Source organism: Rhizobium etli 8C-3, from assembly GCF_001908375.1.
GTDB lineage: Bacteria > Pseudomonadota > Alphaproteobacteria > Rhizobiales > Rhizobiaceae > Rhizobium > Rhizobium etli_B.
In genome coordinates this window covers 3,530,874-3,544,691 of the sequence record NZ_CP017241.1, presented here as the reverse complement: position 1 = coordinate 3,544,691, position 13,818 = coordinate 3,530,874, and the positions used below count along the sequence as shown (strand labels likewise).

The 13,818-nt window shown below is 59.5% G+C and carries 12 protein-coding genes; 9 read left to right on the top strand and 3 right to left on the bottom strand.

Translation table 11 applies throughout. From position 1 onward, the window contains the following. Nucleotides 1-35: 35 nt before the first annotated feature. Both AM571_RS17605 and AM571_RS17600 read left to right on the top strand, forming a co-directional pair. Nucleotides 36-1,058, top strand: coding sequence for a LacI family DNA-binding transcriptional regulator (locus AM571_RS17605; RefSeq protein WP_022715909.1), 1,023 nt, complete (start codon nucleotides 36-38; stop codon nucleotides 1,056-1,058). A 16-nt stretch (nucleotides 1,059-1,074) separates the two neighbouring features. Beyond that, on the top strand, nucleotides 1,075-2,031 hold the full coding sequence (locus AM571_RS17600; protein ID WP_074062512.1) for a 2-hydroxyacid dehydrogenase: 957 nt from the start codon (nucleotides 1,075-1,077) through the stop codon (nucleotides 2,029-2,031). Between the two features lie 426 nt (nucleotides 2,032-2,457). Here the strand turns inward: AM571_RS17600 and AM571_RS17590 are convergent, their stop codons facing one another. Next, entirely contained in the window at nucleotides 2,458-3,231 is a 774-nt protein-coding gene (locus AM571_RS17590) for a gamma-glutamyl-gamma-aminobutyrate hydrolase family protein (RefSeq protein ID WP_074062511.1), read from the bottom strand. 291 nt (nucleotides 3,232-3,522) lie between these two features. On the opposite strand from AM571_RS17590, the gene AM571_RS17585 reads away from it, so the two are divergent. Then, nucleotides 3,523-4,629 carry a TRAP transporter substrate-binding protein gene (locus AM571_RS17585; protein ID WP_074062510.1) on the top strand — a complete coding sequence of 369 codons (1,107 nt, stop codon included), beginning with the start codon at nucleotides 3,523-3,525 and terminating at the stop codon, nucleotides 4,627-4,629. Nucleotides 4,630-4,709: 80 nt separating this feature from the next. Here the strand turns inward: AM571_RS17585 and AM571_RS17580 are convergent, their stop codons facing one another. Beyond that, the gene (locus AM571_RS17580; protein WP_074062509.1) at nucleotides 4,710-6,281 is read right to left on the bottom strand and encodes a TRAP transporter large permease; all 1,572 of its coding nucleotides are present in this window, start codon (nucleotides 6,279-6,281) and stop codon (nucleotides 4,710-4,712) included. Between the two features lie 21 nt (nucleotides 6,282-6,302). Further along, complete coding sequence (locus AM571_RS17575) at nucleotides 6,303-6,842, bottom strand: TRAP transporter small permease subunit (RefSeq protein ID WP_074062508.1); 540 nt, start codon at nucleotides 6,840-6,842, stop codon at nucleotides 6,303-6,305. Between the two features lie 320 nt (nucleotides 6,843-7,162). On the opposite strand from AM571_RS17575, the gene AM571_RS17570 reads away from it, so the two are divergent. The 6 genes from AM571_RS17570 (at nucleotide 7,163) to AM571_RS17545 (ending at nucleotide 13,753) form a co-directional block, all read left to right on the top strand. Then, nucleotides 7,163-9,466 carry a putative bifunctional diguanylate cyclase/phosphodiesterase gene (locus tag AM571_RS17570; RefSeq protein ID WP_074062507.1) on the top strand — a complete coding sequence of 768 codons (2,304 nt, stop codon included), beginning with the start codon at nucleotides 7,163-7,165 and terminating at the stop codon, nucleotides 9,464-9,466. A gap of 142 nt (nucleotides 9,467-9,608) precedes the next feature. Further along, nucleotides 9,609-10,361, top strand: a complete 753-nt coding sequence (locus AM571_RS17565) for an N-acyl amino acid synthase FeeM domain-containing protein (protein WP_074062506.1) — start codon at nucleotides 9,609-9,611, stop codon at nucleotides 10,359-10,361. Nucleotides 10,362-10,479: 118 nt separating this feature from the next. Beyond that, on the top strand, nucleotides 10,480-10,704 hold the full coding sequence (locus AM571_RS17560) for an aa3-type cytochrome c oxidase subunit IV (RefSeq protein WP_074062505.1): 225 nt from the start codon (nucleotides 10,480-10,482) through the stop codon (nucleotides 10,702-10,704). A gap of 99 nt (nucleotides 10,705-10,803) precedes the next feature. Then, nucleotides 10,804-11,961 carry a Re/Si-specific NAD(P)(+) transhydrogenase subunit alpha gene (locus AM571_RS17555; protein ID WP_074062504.1) on the top strand — a complete coding sequence of 386 codons (1,158 nt, stop codon included), beginning with the start codon at nucleotides 10,804-10,806 and terminating at the stop codon, nucleotides 11,959-11,961. After that, entirely contained in the window at nucleotides 11,951-12,349 is a 399-nt protein-coding gene (locus AM571_RS17550; protein WP_074062503.1) for a proton-translocating transhydrogenase family protein, read from the top strand. The genes AM571_RS17555 and AM571_RS17550 overlap by 11 nt, the downstream gene beginning before the upstream one ends. Nucleotides 12,350-12,358: 9 nt before the next feature. Continuing rightward, a complete protein-coding gene (locus AM571_RS17545; protein ID WP_074062502.1) occupies nucleotides 12,359-13,753 on the top strand; it encodes an NAD(P)(+) transhydrogenase (Re/Si-specific) subunit beta in 1,395 nt (464 codons plus the stop codon). Nucleotides 13,754-13,818 lie beyond the last annotated feature (65 nt).

Here is a 13,818-nt window from a genome sequence, read left to right as displayed (position 1 = left end):
GCTCCACCATCTCGCGCGTTGCCTGGGGAGGATGCGTGGCTCAAAAGATAAAACTTTCGACAATTGCCGAAACACTCGGCATTTCAACGGCAACGGTATCGCTTGCCTTGCGCGACAGCCCTCTCGTTGCGGGCAATACGCGAGAAAAAATCAAGGAACAGGCGCGCGCGCTCGGCTATATCTATAACCGCCGGGCCGCAAGCCTGCGCACGTCTCGCTCGGGCATCGTCGGCGTCGTCGTGCACGACATCATGAACCCGTTCTACGGCGAAATCCTGAAGGCGATCGAGAGCGAGCTCGATCGCAGCCGTCATACATTCATCCTGTCCAACCACTATGATTCGGTCGAGAAGCAGCGCACCTTCATCGAGACGCTGCTGCAGCTCGGCGGCGATGGCGTCATCATGTCGCCCGCAATCGGCACGCCGCCGGAAGACATGCAGCTTGCCGAGGCCAACGGCATGCCGGCAATCCTTGTCGCTCGCTCGATGGAGGGGATGGACCTGCCGACCTATCGCGGCGACGACAGCTATGGCATCTCGCTTGCCACCAATCACCTGATCGGGCTCGGGCACCGTTCGATCGCCATGATCGGCGGAACGGATCAGACCTCGACCGGCCGCGACCGCTATCAAGGCTATGTCAATGCGCTGCGCAAGGCGGAGATCGAAGTCGATCCCAACCTGCGCATTCCCGGTCCGCGCTCGATGCAGGGCGGGTTCGAAGCGGCTGTGCATTTCCTGTCGCTGCCACAAAAGCCTTCGGCCGCCGTCTGCTGGAACGATCTCGTTGCCATCGGCCTCATGAACGGCATTGCCCGTGCCGGTCTTGTGCCGGGCAAGGACATTTCGGTGACCGGTTATGACGATCTCGAGGAAGCCTCGCTCTCGACACCGGCGCTGACCACGGTCTGGAATGGGCAGGCTGAAGTCGGCCGCCTTGCCGCCCGGGCCCTTCTCGATCGCTTGGCCGGCAGTCACGAGCCGGACGGCATCCACTTGATCAAGCCCGAGATGCGCATCCGCCAGTCGACAAGCCCTTACAGACCCCGCCAGTAAGACAAGAGGAAAAGCCATGTCCCGCATTGCCATTCTCGTGCCCGGGAAGATACACGAGCGTGTTCTTGCGACCTTGAATGACCGTTTCGATGTTGTCGCGGTCGACAAAGACGAGACGTTGAAACTCGACGCTACAACCGCAAACCGTATTCGCGGCGCAGCTGTTAGCGGCGCGTTTGCCGCAAAGTGGATGGATCAACTGCCCAACCTTGAGGTGATCGCGAGCTTCGGCGTCGGCTATGACGCCGTGGACGTCAGGCATGCTGCGGAAAAAGGAATCGTCGTTACCAACACGCCGGATGTATTGAACGACGAGGTCGCCGATACGGCGATCGGCCTTTTGCTCAATACCGTCCGCGAGCTGCCGCGAGCCGAGAACTGGCTGCGTGAGGGCCACTGGACGATGGGTTCGGCCTATCCATTGTCGCGCTTTTCCTTGAAGGGACGGCATGTCGGTCTTTACGGTCTCGGCCGTATCGGCCAAGAGATCGCCAAGCGCCTCGAACCGTTCAAGGTGAAAATCAGTTATCACACGCGCACGATCCATCCCGATATCGCCTATGATTACCACCCGACGCTGAAAGGTCTCGCCGACGCTGTCGATACGCTGATTGCGATCGTTCCGAAGACGCCTCACACCCACAAGACGATCGATGCGGAGATCCTTTCTGCACTTGGCCCCGACGGCATCCTGATCAATGTCGGCCGGGGCTGGACGGTGGATGAAGCAGCGCTCGTTTCGGCGCTGAAGAGCGGCGCACTCGGTGCTGCTGGCCTCGATGTCTTCTACGGTGAGCCGGTGGTCCCGGCGGAACTCTTCGCCTTGCCGAATGCGGTGCTGCTGCCGCACGTCGCCTCCGCCTCGATCCCGACGCGCAACGCGATGGCCGATCTCGTTGCCGGCAATCTCATCGGTTGGTTCGAGGAGGGCAGGCCGCTAACCCCGGTGCCGGAGACGCCTTTGGCAAGGTAAAAGGCTCAGTCAACGATCGTGCCGCGCCATAACGACGTCATGGATTTCCTCGCCGTCGTCAATCCCGCCCGGAATTTGCAAGATTTGGCTGGATCCCTCTCGCTCGTAGAAGCGGAGTTCTGCGCGCTTACGGCAAACCATTGATCGTGGCGCGGTGGGCCATCTTGCTTGATTGCTGTCGCATCAGGCCCACATGCCAACCGGTTTTCCTCGCTAAAATGCGACGAACACGGCATTGTTCGCGCGAGGCGGTGACGCCATCCATCGTTTGTCAGGCTCTCCCGATCGGCGGCGGTGCTCGCATATGACGCGGGCTCGGCCTGCATTGCCGAAAGCCTCGATTTCCTCAGGGCCGAGAAGCCGTAGGTTGATCTGCCCGCCGTGAGCTGCTGTCGATACCTGTCGTTTGTCGTGCAACCGAAGCGCCTAAGCCTTAACCGTCATGGAGACATTCTTGGTCTCCGCATATTGCCGTGCCGCATCACCGAAGGCGGCAAAGATCTGGTTCGACGGCTTGTCGGTTTCGGCCCAGTATTCCGGATGCCACTGCACGCCGACGGCAAAGGCTTTGGCGTCGATGACGGAAACGGCTTCGATCGTCCCGTCTTCCGCGATCGCCTCCACCTGTAGGCGGGGCGCCGTCTTGGCGATTGCCTGACGGTGCAGCGAGTTCACCAGGACTTCGCCTGGACCGATGATGCGGGCGATGCAGGAGCCCTCCTTGACGAAAACGCTTTGGCGGATAGCGTACATGCCGTCGCGATCGACATCGGCCGGCTTTCTGTGGTCCCAGATGCCATCCTGCTCGTGGATTTCACTGGCAAGGGAACCGCCGAGCGCGACGTTCAGCTCCTGTATGCCGCGGCAGATCGCCAGGAGCGGGATGGCTCGGTCGATTGCACGGCGGATGAGGGGTATGGCCGTTGCGTCACGGGCGGGGTCGAAGGGGCCATCGCTCTCGCGAGCCTCGGCACCGTAGAGCGATGGGTGGACGTTGCTCGCAGAACCGGAAACCAGCAGGCCATCCACTCGGTCAAGGATCTGGTCCGTTTCATAGCCCTTCTCGAAGGCAGGAATGATGAAGGCCATGACGCCTGCAGCGTTGAGCGCCGCGCGTACATATTGATGCTGGACGGCATGCCAGTCGGCGCCATCGAGGGTGCGGGTATCGGCAGGAACGGCGACGATCGGCTTCATCATTTTTCGTCCGGTAAGCTCTCGTTTTTTCTATTGTGAGAACCGAGATCGGTCTCAAGTCAACTTCTCGGCGCAATGGCGGGCCAAATTGCGGCCGATCTGCTCCATTCAAGCATCAAGACCATGCTAAACTCCTGATTTTCGATGGAAACGCGACATTCGCCAAATTGCTGCCCTGATGCCAAAGTCTGATCGACAAAAGCTTGAAACCCGGACTGCCACATGCTTAGCTCGCCTCATTGCCGCGGGCAAGGATGTAATTTCCGCGCATGCCATCTATACGGGAGGTTTTTGATGGATCGTCGTTCGTTTATTAAGAAGGCCGGAACCGCGGGGGCAGGTGCCGTTGCCGCGAGCGCACTCGCCGCCCCGGCGATCGCGCAGGAGAATCCGAAAATTTCCTGGCGCATGACCTCTTCGTTCCCGAAGAGCCTGGACACGATCTTCGGCGGCGCGGAAGATATCGCCAAGCATGTTTCCGATGCCACCGGCGGCAATTTCACGATCCAGCCTTTCGCGGCCGGCGAGATCGTCCCGGCGCTGCAGGCCGCCGATGCTGTGACCTCAGGAACGGTCGAGGCAGCTCACACCACTGCCTATTATTTCGTCGGTAAGGATCCGACCTATGCCATCGGTACGGCCATTCCGTTCGGCCTCAACAGCCGCCTGACGAATGCTTGGTATTATCAGGGCAATGGCAATGCGCTGATGAACGAATTCTTTGCCACGCAGGGTATGTACGGCCTGCCAGCCGGCAATACCGGCGCGCAGATGGGCGGCTGGTTCCGCAAGGAAATCAATACTCTGGACGACCTGAAGGGCGTTAAGATGCGCATTGCGGGCATTGCGGGGCAGGTCATGTCTAAGCTCGGCGTCATTCCGCAGCAGATTGGCGGCGGCGATATTTACCCCGCGCTCGAGAAGGGTACGATCGATGCCGCGGAATTCGTCGGTCCTTATGACGACCTGAAGCTCGGCTTCCATAAGGTGGCGAAGTACTACTACTATCCGGGTTGGTGGGAAGGCGGCCCGACGGTGCACGGCTTGTTCAATCTTGAAAAGTGGAGCAGCCTGCCCAAGCACTATCAGGCGGCTCTGACCGATGCCTGTGCCTTCGCCAACACGAACATGCTGGCGAAGTACGACATGAAGAATCCGAGGGCGCTGAAGCAACTCGTCGCGGAAGGTGCAACGCTGCGTCCCTTCAGCCAGGAAATTCTGGAAGCAGCATTCCAAGCTTCGATGGGTCTCTATGGTGAGCTTTCGGCTTCAAACCCGTATTTCAAGAAGATCTACGACGACCAGACTGCGTTCAAGCGCGACGCTTACCTCTGGATGCAGCTTTCCGAATACACCTTCGATACCTTCATGATGATCCAGCAGCGCTCGGGCAAGCTCTGAGCAGCTGCCGGCAAGCTTCCATATGCATGTGCAAACAAGAAACCTCGGATTTTCATCCGGGGTTTCTTGTTTTTATTCAATTATTTTATCTGCGGCGGTTGGCTAAGATCGGCTGGTGGTGCCGTCGGTTGCGCCGGATTACCGGGCGCAGGCTTGGCAGGAGGCGCTGGCTGCTGGCCTGGCAGACCGTTCAGGGAGGGCAGGGTGAGGCCTGGGATCTGCGGCGAGCCGTTGCCGCCGGGTGCGCCCGCGGGCGGCAACGAAAGCTGGTTGCCTCCAAAGCCGGGTATTTCGATCTTGATCGTGTTGAGGTCCACGGCCGGACCCTTGTTCAGCCAGTAGGTCACCGATTGCGGCCAGAATATCACGATCGCGACGAGGATGAGCTGCATGACGACCCATGGGATCGCGCCCATGTAGATATCCCGTGTCTTCACGTCACGGCTGGCGATGGAGCGCAGATAGAACAGTGCGAAGCCGAAGGGCGGGTGCATGAAGCTCGTCTGCATGTTCACGCAGATCAGCACGCCAAACCAGATCAGATCGATACCGAGCGCCGAAGCGACGGGCGCCAGCATCGGGATGACGATGAAGGCGATTTCGAAGAAATCGAGGAAGAAGGCGAGGACGAAGATGAAGAGGTTGACGAAGATCAGGAATCCGACCGGCCCGCCCGGGATGCCCGACAACATGTGCTCGATCCAGCGCGAACCATCCATTCCTTGAAAAACGAGGCTGAAGCAGGTCGAGCCGATCAGGATCATCACCACCATCGAGGTGATATGCATCGTCGAAGTCATGGCTTCGCGAACCAGCGGCCAGGTCAGGCGGCGGTGGAGCGCTGCAAGCATCATCGCGCCCACGACGCCCAGGGCGCCGGCTTCCGTTGGCGTTGCAAGCCCCATGAAGATCGTGCCGAGCACGAGGAAGATGAGGATAATGGAGGGCACCATGCCGGCCAGCACCTTCATCAGCAGTGCCCAGTTGAACTCGCCGCGCACATCCTTCGGCAGCGGCGGCATCAAGCCTGGCCGGACGATGGACAGGAACAGGATGAAGCCAAGGAAGATCGCGACCTGCAGGATCGAAGGGCCGATGGCGCCGAGATACATGTCACCGACCGATCTGCCGAGCTGGTCGGCGAGAACGACGAGCACGAGGGAGGGCGGGATGACCTGGGTGATCGTGCCCGACGCGGCGATGACGCCGGTCGCCAGGCGCGGGTTGTAGCCGTAGCGCAGCATGATCGGCAGCGAAATCACGCCCATGGTGATGACCGATGCCGCAACCGTCCCGGTGATGGCGCCGAGAACAGCGCCGACGAGGATGACGGCATAGGCAAGACCGCCAGGAACGGCGCCGAAGAGCTTGCCGGTTCCCTCGAGAAGATCCTCAGCCAGACCACATCTTTCCAGAATGGCGCCCATGAAGGTGAAGAAGGGTATGGCGAGCAGCAGGTCGTTGGAAACGATGCCGAAGATGCGAAGGGGCAGGGCCTGCAGGAAGGCCTCGCTGAAATGGCCGGTTGCTATGCCGATGACGCCGAAGAACAGGCCGACGGAGGCGAGTGAAAAGGCCACCGGAAAGCCGTAGAGCATGAAGATGACCATGCCCAGAAACATCGCCGGCGGAATGATACCGAAGTCAAACAAGTCCGTTCCTCCCGGAGAGCCTTATTGCAGGGGCTTTTCGTATTTCGTTTCGAGCTGGATGTAGCCGCTCACCGCGGCGATCCTCTTGATGAGTTCCGAAATACCCTGCAGCACCAGGAGTGCGAAACCTGCAAAAAGAACAAGCTTGACCGGCCAGCGGATGAGCCCTCCGGCATTGGCGGATACCTCGCCCTGCTGGAAGGCGATCACGAAATAGGGCCAGCAAAGGTAAGCCAGGAAGGAGCAGGCCGGAATCAGGAAGACGATCAAACCGATGATATCGATCCAGATTCTGGCCCTGTCGGAAACCGAACCGTATATGAGGTCGACGCGCACGTGCTCATTGTTGCGCAGCGTATGAGCTGCCCCGAGCACGACGACGTAGGCGAAGAGATACCATTGGATCTCCAGCCAACCATTCGAGCTGTAATTGAAAAGATAGCGGACGATTGCATTGCCGGCGCTGATGAAGCAGCACACAAGCACCATGTAATCCGCGATTCTCCCGATGAATTGGCTGACGCTGTCGATCAGCCGGCTGACGCTTAGGAACGCCGGCATGCCTTTCCCCTTACTCTGCCTTTGCGGCAAATTCTCCCTTTTGAAATTTGTCTAAACTACGGTCCGCGAAATTGAAAGAATAAACGGCCGTTTAGGATTTTAGTCGTAGACTTCGGATGCGACGGTTAAGATGCATCCTGTACAATAAGCAACTTAGGCGTGGATCATTTTTCCACAAACTTCACTTATTGGCTGTGAAATTCCGCATTGATCTTCAAACTCTCTCTTGGGTTTTAGAAAAAACAACCAAATAGATAGGCTCCAGGCAATCAAATTTTAAAAGGTTCCCCGTATCATCCCGGCGCACAGGGAAAGTATGGATGAAACCACATAACCCGAACAGGGTCCCTATCGACGTGTATCTGTCGTTTGTGAGTTCTCTTTCGGGGAACCGCATGACGCTGCTCGCCGGCGTCGTCGTGCATGTCGCAACTTTCCTGGCGGTTGCAGCCAAAACACAGTCTTTTGTCTATGTTCTGCTGTCGGCAGCCGCCCTGCTGGTCTTTTGCGTGCGCATGATCACCTTCCGGCGCTTCGACCGCGTGGAGAAAGAGAAACTGTCGCGCGCCGGAATCGAGCGCTGGGAGCGGGTCCTGGTTGCCGGCGCCGCCTGCACGACAGCCATCCTCGGCATCGGCAGCGGCTATGCCATCTTCGTCGTGCATGATTCCTTCGCCGAGCTTGCCTGCATTTCCGTCACCATGGCGACCATGGTTTCCGTCGTCGGCCGCAATTACGGCTCGCGGCTGGCAGTTGACCTGCAGACTTTCTCCTGCTGCCTGCCGATGATCGTCGGCAGCCTGATGGCGCTGGATTTCTATCGCGGCATCCTCTCCATCTTCCTCATTCCCTTTTGGCTGACAACGCGGGCGATGGCGAACGGTGTGCGCGAGTTTCTTTATGAGAATGTCATCGCTCACCGGCAGATCTCGCTGATTGCCGATCGTTTCGATACAGCGCTCAACAATATGCCGCACGGTCTCGTGATGGTCGATGCGTCGAACCGCATCCAGGTGATCAACCGGAAGGCCTGCGAGCTTCTCAAGATCGGCGAACCGGACCGTTTGAAAGATCGCGACCTCGGTGCCGTGCTGCGCTACGGCGCGCGCTACAGCTTCATGGATGCCTCGCAGCCGGAATTGATTCTGCGGCAGCTGACACAGGTTGCCGAGGAGGGCCTGTCGCGCACCCTGATCCATTTTCCTGAGAGCCTGTCGCTGGAATTTTCCGCGAAGCGTCGTGCCGACGGCGGCGCAGTTTTGATCTTCGAGGATGTGTCGAGCCGCGTCAAGGCGGAGCAGAAGATCCTGCATATGGTTCGCTTCGATGCGCTGACCGGACTGCCGAACCGCGAATATTTCGGTCATCTCGTAAAGGAATATATCGAGCGCCATCCGAAAAGGCGTGGGCCGCTTGGCTTCATGGTCCTCGACATCGACGAGTTCAAGCACGTCAACGACATGCGCGGCCACATCACCGGCGATCACCTGCTCTGCGCAATTGCCGCGCGGCTCAAGGACGAAGCAGGCAATGCCATCGTCGGACGCCTCATGGGCGACCAGTTCGTCATCTTCTTCCCGCATGCCAGGAACAACGAAGCGCTCGATGCCGAAATCCGCCGGATGCATGGCGACGTTCAGGGCAATTACGCAGTGGACGAGGTCACCTTCCTTGTGTCGCTCAGCGCCGGCTACGCAATCCTCGAAAGCAATGCATTTGCAATGGAGGAGTGGAGCATCAAGGCAGACCTCGCCCTTTTTGAAAGCAAGTCACGACTGCGCGGCGGCATCACCGGCTTCGAGCACGAAATGGATGGACGCTACATCGAGCAGCAGAAGCTGAAGGCGGACTTGCGCGAGGCGGTGGCTGCGGGCGCGCTCAGCGTTGCGTTTCAACCGATGTTCAAAGCCGATGGGGCACGCATCGAATGCGCCGAGGCGCTGGCGCGCTGGGTCCACCCGGAAAAAGGCGCCATTCCGCCGGACGTTTTCATCCGCCTCGCCGAAGAGATGGGCATCATATCGGACATCACGCGGTTCATCCTTTTCAAGGCCTGCAGCGAATGCATGACCTGGCCCGACCACATTGCGATTTCGGTCAATCTCTCGGCACGCGACCTGCGTGACAACGATATCCTCGCCGTCGTTTCGGAAGCGCTTTCGACATCGGGCCTCAAGGCGTCGCGGCTGCATCTGGAAATTACGGAAAGCTGTCTCATCGACGAGCCTGCGGCGGTGCGCGCCATCCTCGCGGAGTTGCGCTCCCACGGCATCACCATAGCGATCGACGACTTCGGCACGGGCTTCTCCAGCCTTAGCTACCTCGACACGCTGCCGCTCGACATCGTCAAGATCGATCGCTCCTTCGTTCGCAATATCGCCGAAGACACGCGCCGCCTGAAGCTTTTGTGCGGTACTGTCAATCTCGCCCGCGAGCTTGGCCTGAAGATCGTCATCGAAGGTGTGGAAACTGTCGAGCAACTGGCATTGCTCAACAAGCATCGCAGTGCAGATCTCGTGCAGGGATATGTATTTTCTCCGCCCGTCCCCTCAAAGGAGATCGGCATCCTTTCGCAAGCGCTCAGCCGCCGCGTCACCCAGCGCCGCCGCAGCAAGGTTGCCTGATAGGGGAATTGGCGCCATCGAAGCAAGGTCATTTATCCGCGGCCGTTAACCTTAATAATTCAAATACGTCAAAAATTTTTGATAATTCTTGCTCTTTGCGCGCCCAGATATGATTAATGACCCGTTAACGGCGGGAACATCAATGGCGTCAATCCCTTTGAATACAAGTGACTTTTCAAGAAAGCTTCTCGAAATTCTGGACCATGTCGAATATCGCCGCATCGAAAGCAGCGAGGATATGGAGGATGTGGAACGGTTGCGCTGGAAGGCCTACAAGGCCCATGATGTGCTGGCGCTCGCCCCAAAAGGGCTGTTGGACGATACCGATTTCGATAGCCATGCTTATGTCTTCGGTCTCTACTATTACGGCGAACTGGTCAGCACGGTCCGCCTTCACTATGTTACGCCGGACCATCGCGTCAGTCAGTCGGCGGGCGCCTTTCCCGAGGCGATCGATTCGCTTCTCGATGCAGGGCTGACCTTGATCGATCCGGCGCGCTTTGCCGCCGATCCGGAACTGACCGCCGACCTGTCGTGGATTCCCTATCTGACGCTGAGGCCGAGCATCGTTGCGGCCGCGCATTTCCGTGCCGACAGCGTTCTCCAGTTCTGCCGGCCTCCGCATGCCGCCTTCTACAAGCGGGTTTTTTACGCAGATACCATCGTGCCGGGCCGGCTGGCGAAGAACTACGGAATCGACATGACGCTGATGGCGACGAATGTGATCGAGGTTGGCCGAAAGCTTCTGACGCGCTACCCATTCTTTATTTCCAGCGCCAGCGAACAGCGCATGATGTTTTCCCGTGGCCCCGAAAGCAGGCTGCCATCGCTCACCATCATCCCGACCGCTCGCTTCGTGCCCGAAGGCCAGTTCGGCACCGATCTGCCGCTCTGACGCCCGCGTTCTTGAAATGCTGCAGCGCTTGCCGGTGCGGCATTCTCATGCATTGCGCTTTTCGAAGGCTTTGTGTAAGCCCTCAATGGGATCATGGCATTCAGGGAGACGAAATTTCATGGCCGAAGAACACAACGGACCCGTCGAAGTCGGCGCGCCGATGGACTACAAGGAACATGAACAGACCTACAATCTGTTCATTTCGGCTGCGAAATACGGAACGATGTTCCTCATCGCCTTGCTGCTTGGCATGACAGCCGGTTTTTTCACCAGCAGCGGCTTTCTCGGCGGCCTCCTGGTTTTTCTCGTCATCTTCGTTGCCGGCATCGTGCTGCTGCGCTGATCGCCAGCAGGCGAGGAGCGGCATTTCCGATCTTTCGAATAGGTGCTTGGCCTGAGCGGTGAGCCCGCGGCGGTTTGGCTGACCCAGAGGAGGGGGCAGTTGGGCAATATCGTATTCATCACAAAAGAATCGATCGGTTCGGAGACGCGCGTTGCAGCGTCTGCCGAAACTGTGAAGAAGATGAGGAACCTCGGCTTCGACATCGTGGTCGAGGCAGGTGCTGGCGTTTTGTCGCGCATGCCGGACAGCGAGTTCGAAGCTGCAGGGGCCCGGATCGGCTCGGCCGGCGATGCGGCAACCGCCGATGTGGTGCTGAAAGTACGCCGCCCGACAGAGGCGGAGATTGCCGGCTACAAGAGCGGCGCTGTCGTCATCGCAATCATGGATCCCTACGGAAATGACGAGGCGATTGCCGCCATGGCGAAGGCGGGGCTATCAGCCTTCGCCATGGAACTCATGCCGCGCATCACCCGCGCGCAGTCCATGGATGTTCTTTCCTCCCAGGCAAATCTCGCGGGTTATCAAGCCGTCATCGAAGCGGCGTCCGTCTATGATCGAGCCCTGCCGATGATGATGACGGCGGCGGGTACCGTCCCGGCCGCCAAGGTCTTCGTGATGGGTGCAGGCGTGGCAGGCCTCCAGGCGATTGCAACGGCGCGCCGCCTCGGCGCTGCGGTCTCGGCCACCGACGTTCGCCCCGCCGCCAAGGAGCAGGTCGCCTCGCTCGGCGCCAAATTCATCGCCGTCGAAGACGAGGAGTTCAAGGCAGCGGAGACGGCAGGTGGCTACGCCAAGGAAATGTCAAAGGAGTACCAGGCGAAGCAGGCAGCCCTCGTTGCCGAGCATATCGCCAAGCAGGACATCGTCATCACCACGGCACTGATCCCCGGACGCCCTGCGCCGAAGCTCGTATCGCGCCAGATGCTGGCTTCGATGAAGCCAGGTGCTGTCGCCGTCGATCTTGCGGTCGAGCGTGGCGGCAATATCGAGGGCGTGGTTGCAGACGAGGTCGCCGAGGTCGAAGACGTCAAGGTGATCGGCTTTGCCAACCTGCCAGGCCGGGTCGCCGCCAGCGCTTCGGCGCTTTATGCCAAGAACCTCGTCACCTTCCTCGAGACCATGCTCAACAAGGAGACGAAGAGCGTCGTCCTCAACCTCGACGACGAACTCATCAAAGCGACCATGCTGACCTATGCAGGCGATGTCGTGCATCCGGCATTCGGCGGGACGAAGAAGGGGATAGCCGATGGCCAGTGAAGCAATGGACAGGGCGCTGGAGCAGCTTGACCAGGCGGTCAACGCAGTCGTGGCGGCGGCCGCGCAGGCACCGGATGCGGCAGGTGCTGTAACGGGCGGGGCGATCGATCCCTTTGTCTTCCAGTTCGCGATCTTCGTGCTGGCGATCTTCGTCGGCTATTACGTCGTCTGGTCGGTGACGCCAGCGCTGCATACACCGCTGATGGCCGTCACCAACGCCATCTCTTCGGTCATCGTCGTCGGCGCGCTGCTTGCAGTCGGCATCTCGGCAAGCGGGCTTGCGACCGGTTTCGGCTTCGTCGCGCTCGTTCTCGTGTCGGTCAACATCTTCGGCGGTTTCCTCGTCACGCAGCGCATGCTGGCGATGTACCGCAAGAAGGACAAGTGAGGCGGACGCATGACCGATATCGCAGCTTTCCTCTATCTCGTCTCCGGCGTGCTTTTCATCCTGGCACTGCGCGGCCTCTCCCATCCGGCCACCAGCCGCAAGGGCAATCTCTACGGCATGATCGGCATGGGGATCGCGATCCTCACGACGCTGGTGCTGGCAACGCCTTCTTTTACCGGTTTCGTGCTGATCGTGCTCGGACTGGCGATCGGGGGCGGGGCGGGCGCCTATATCGCCCGCATCATCCCGATGACCTCCATGCCGCAGCTGGTGGCGGGCTTCCACTCATTGGTCGGCCTTGCCGCCGTGCTGGTTGCTGCCTCCGCGCTTTATACGCCGGCCTCCTTCGGCATCGGCGATATCGGCTCTATCCACGGCGAGGCGCGTATCGAGATGGCGATCGGCGCCGCCATCGGGGCGCTTACCTTTACCGGCTCCATCATCGCTTTTCTGAAGCTCGACGGGCGCATGTCCGGCAAGCCGATCCTGCTTCCCTTCCGGCACATCATCAACATCGCTCTTTTGGTGCTGATCGTCTTCTTCATCATCGGGCTTGCGGCAACCGAAAGCCATTTCGATTTCTGGGCGGTCGTTGCGCTTTCGCTGGCGCTCGGCGTGCTGCTGATCGTGCCGATCGGGGGCGCCGACATGCCGGTCGTCGTGTCCATGCTGAACTCCTATTCGGGCTGGGCGGCAGCCGGTATCGGTTTCACGCTCGGCAATCTCGCCCTGATCATCACCGGTGCGCTGGTCGGCTCTTCGGGTGCGATCCTGTCCTACATCATGTGCAAGGGCATGAACCGATCGTTCATCTCCGTCATTCTCGGCGGCTTCGGAGGCGAGACCTCCGCCACGGCAGCGGACAATTCCGACAAGACCGTCAAGCTCGGCTCGGCGGAGGATGCCGCCTATCTGATGGCAAACGCTTCCAAGGTCATTATCGTGCCGGGTTACGGCATGGCGGTTGCTCAGGCGCAGCACGCGCTTCGCGAGCTGGCTGACAATCTCAAGAGGGCCGGCGTCGAAGTCAAATACGCAATTCATCCGGTCGCGGGCCGCATGCCCGGCCACATGAACGTGCTTTTGGCCGAAGCAAACGTGCCTTATGACGAGGTCTTCGAACTCGAAGACATCAATTCCGACTTCGGCCAAGCCGATGTCGCTTATGTCATCGGTGCCAACGACGTCACCAATCCAGCGGCGCGCGATGACAAGACCTCGCCGATCTACGGCATGCCGATCCTCGATGTCGACAGGGCCAAGACCTGCCTGTTCGTCAAGCGTTCGCTCGGCTCGGGCTATGCCGGCATCGACAATACGCTGTTCTACAAGGACGGCACGATGATGCTGCTTGGCGATGCAAAGAAGGTTACCGAGGAAATCAACAAGGCGATCGGACACTGAGCCAAGGCCCGGCGCCGGGATCAGGCCTTCGTTTCACAGATGCAGACCGAAGAAAAAGGCCCGCC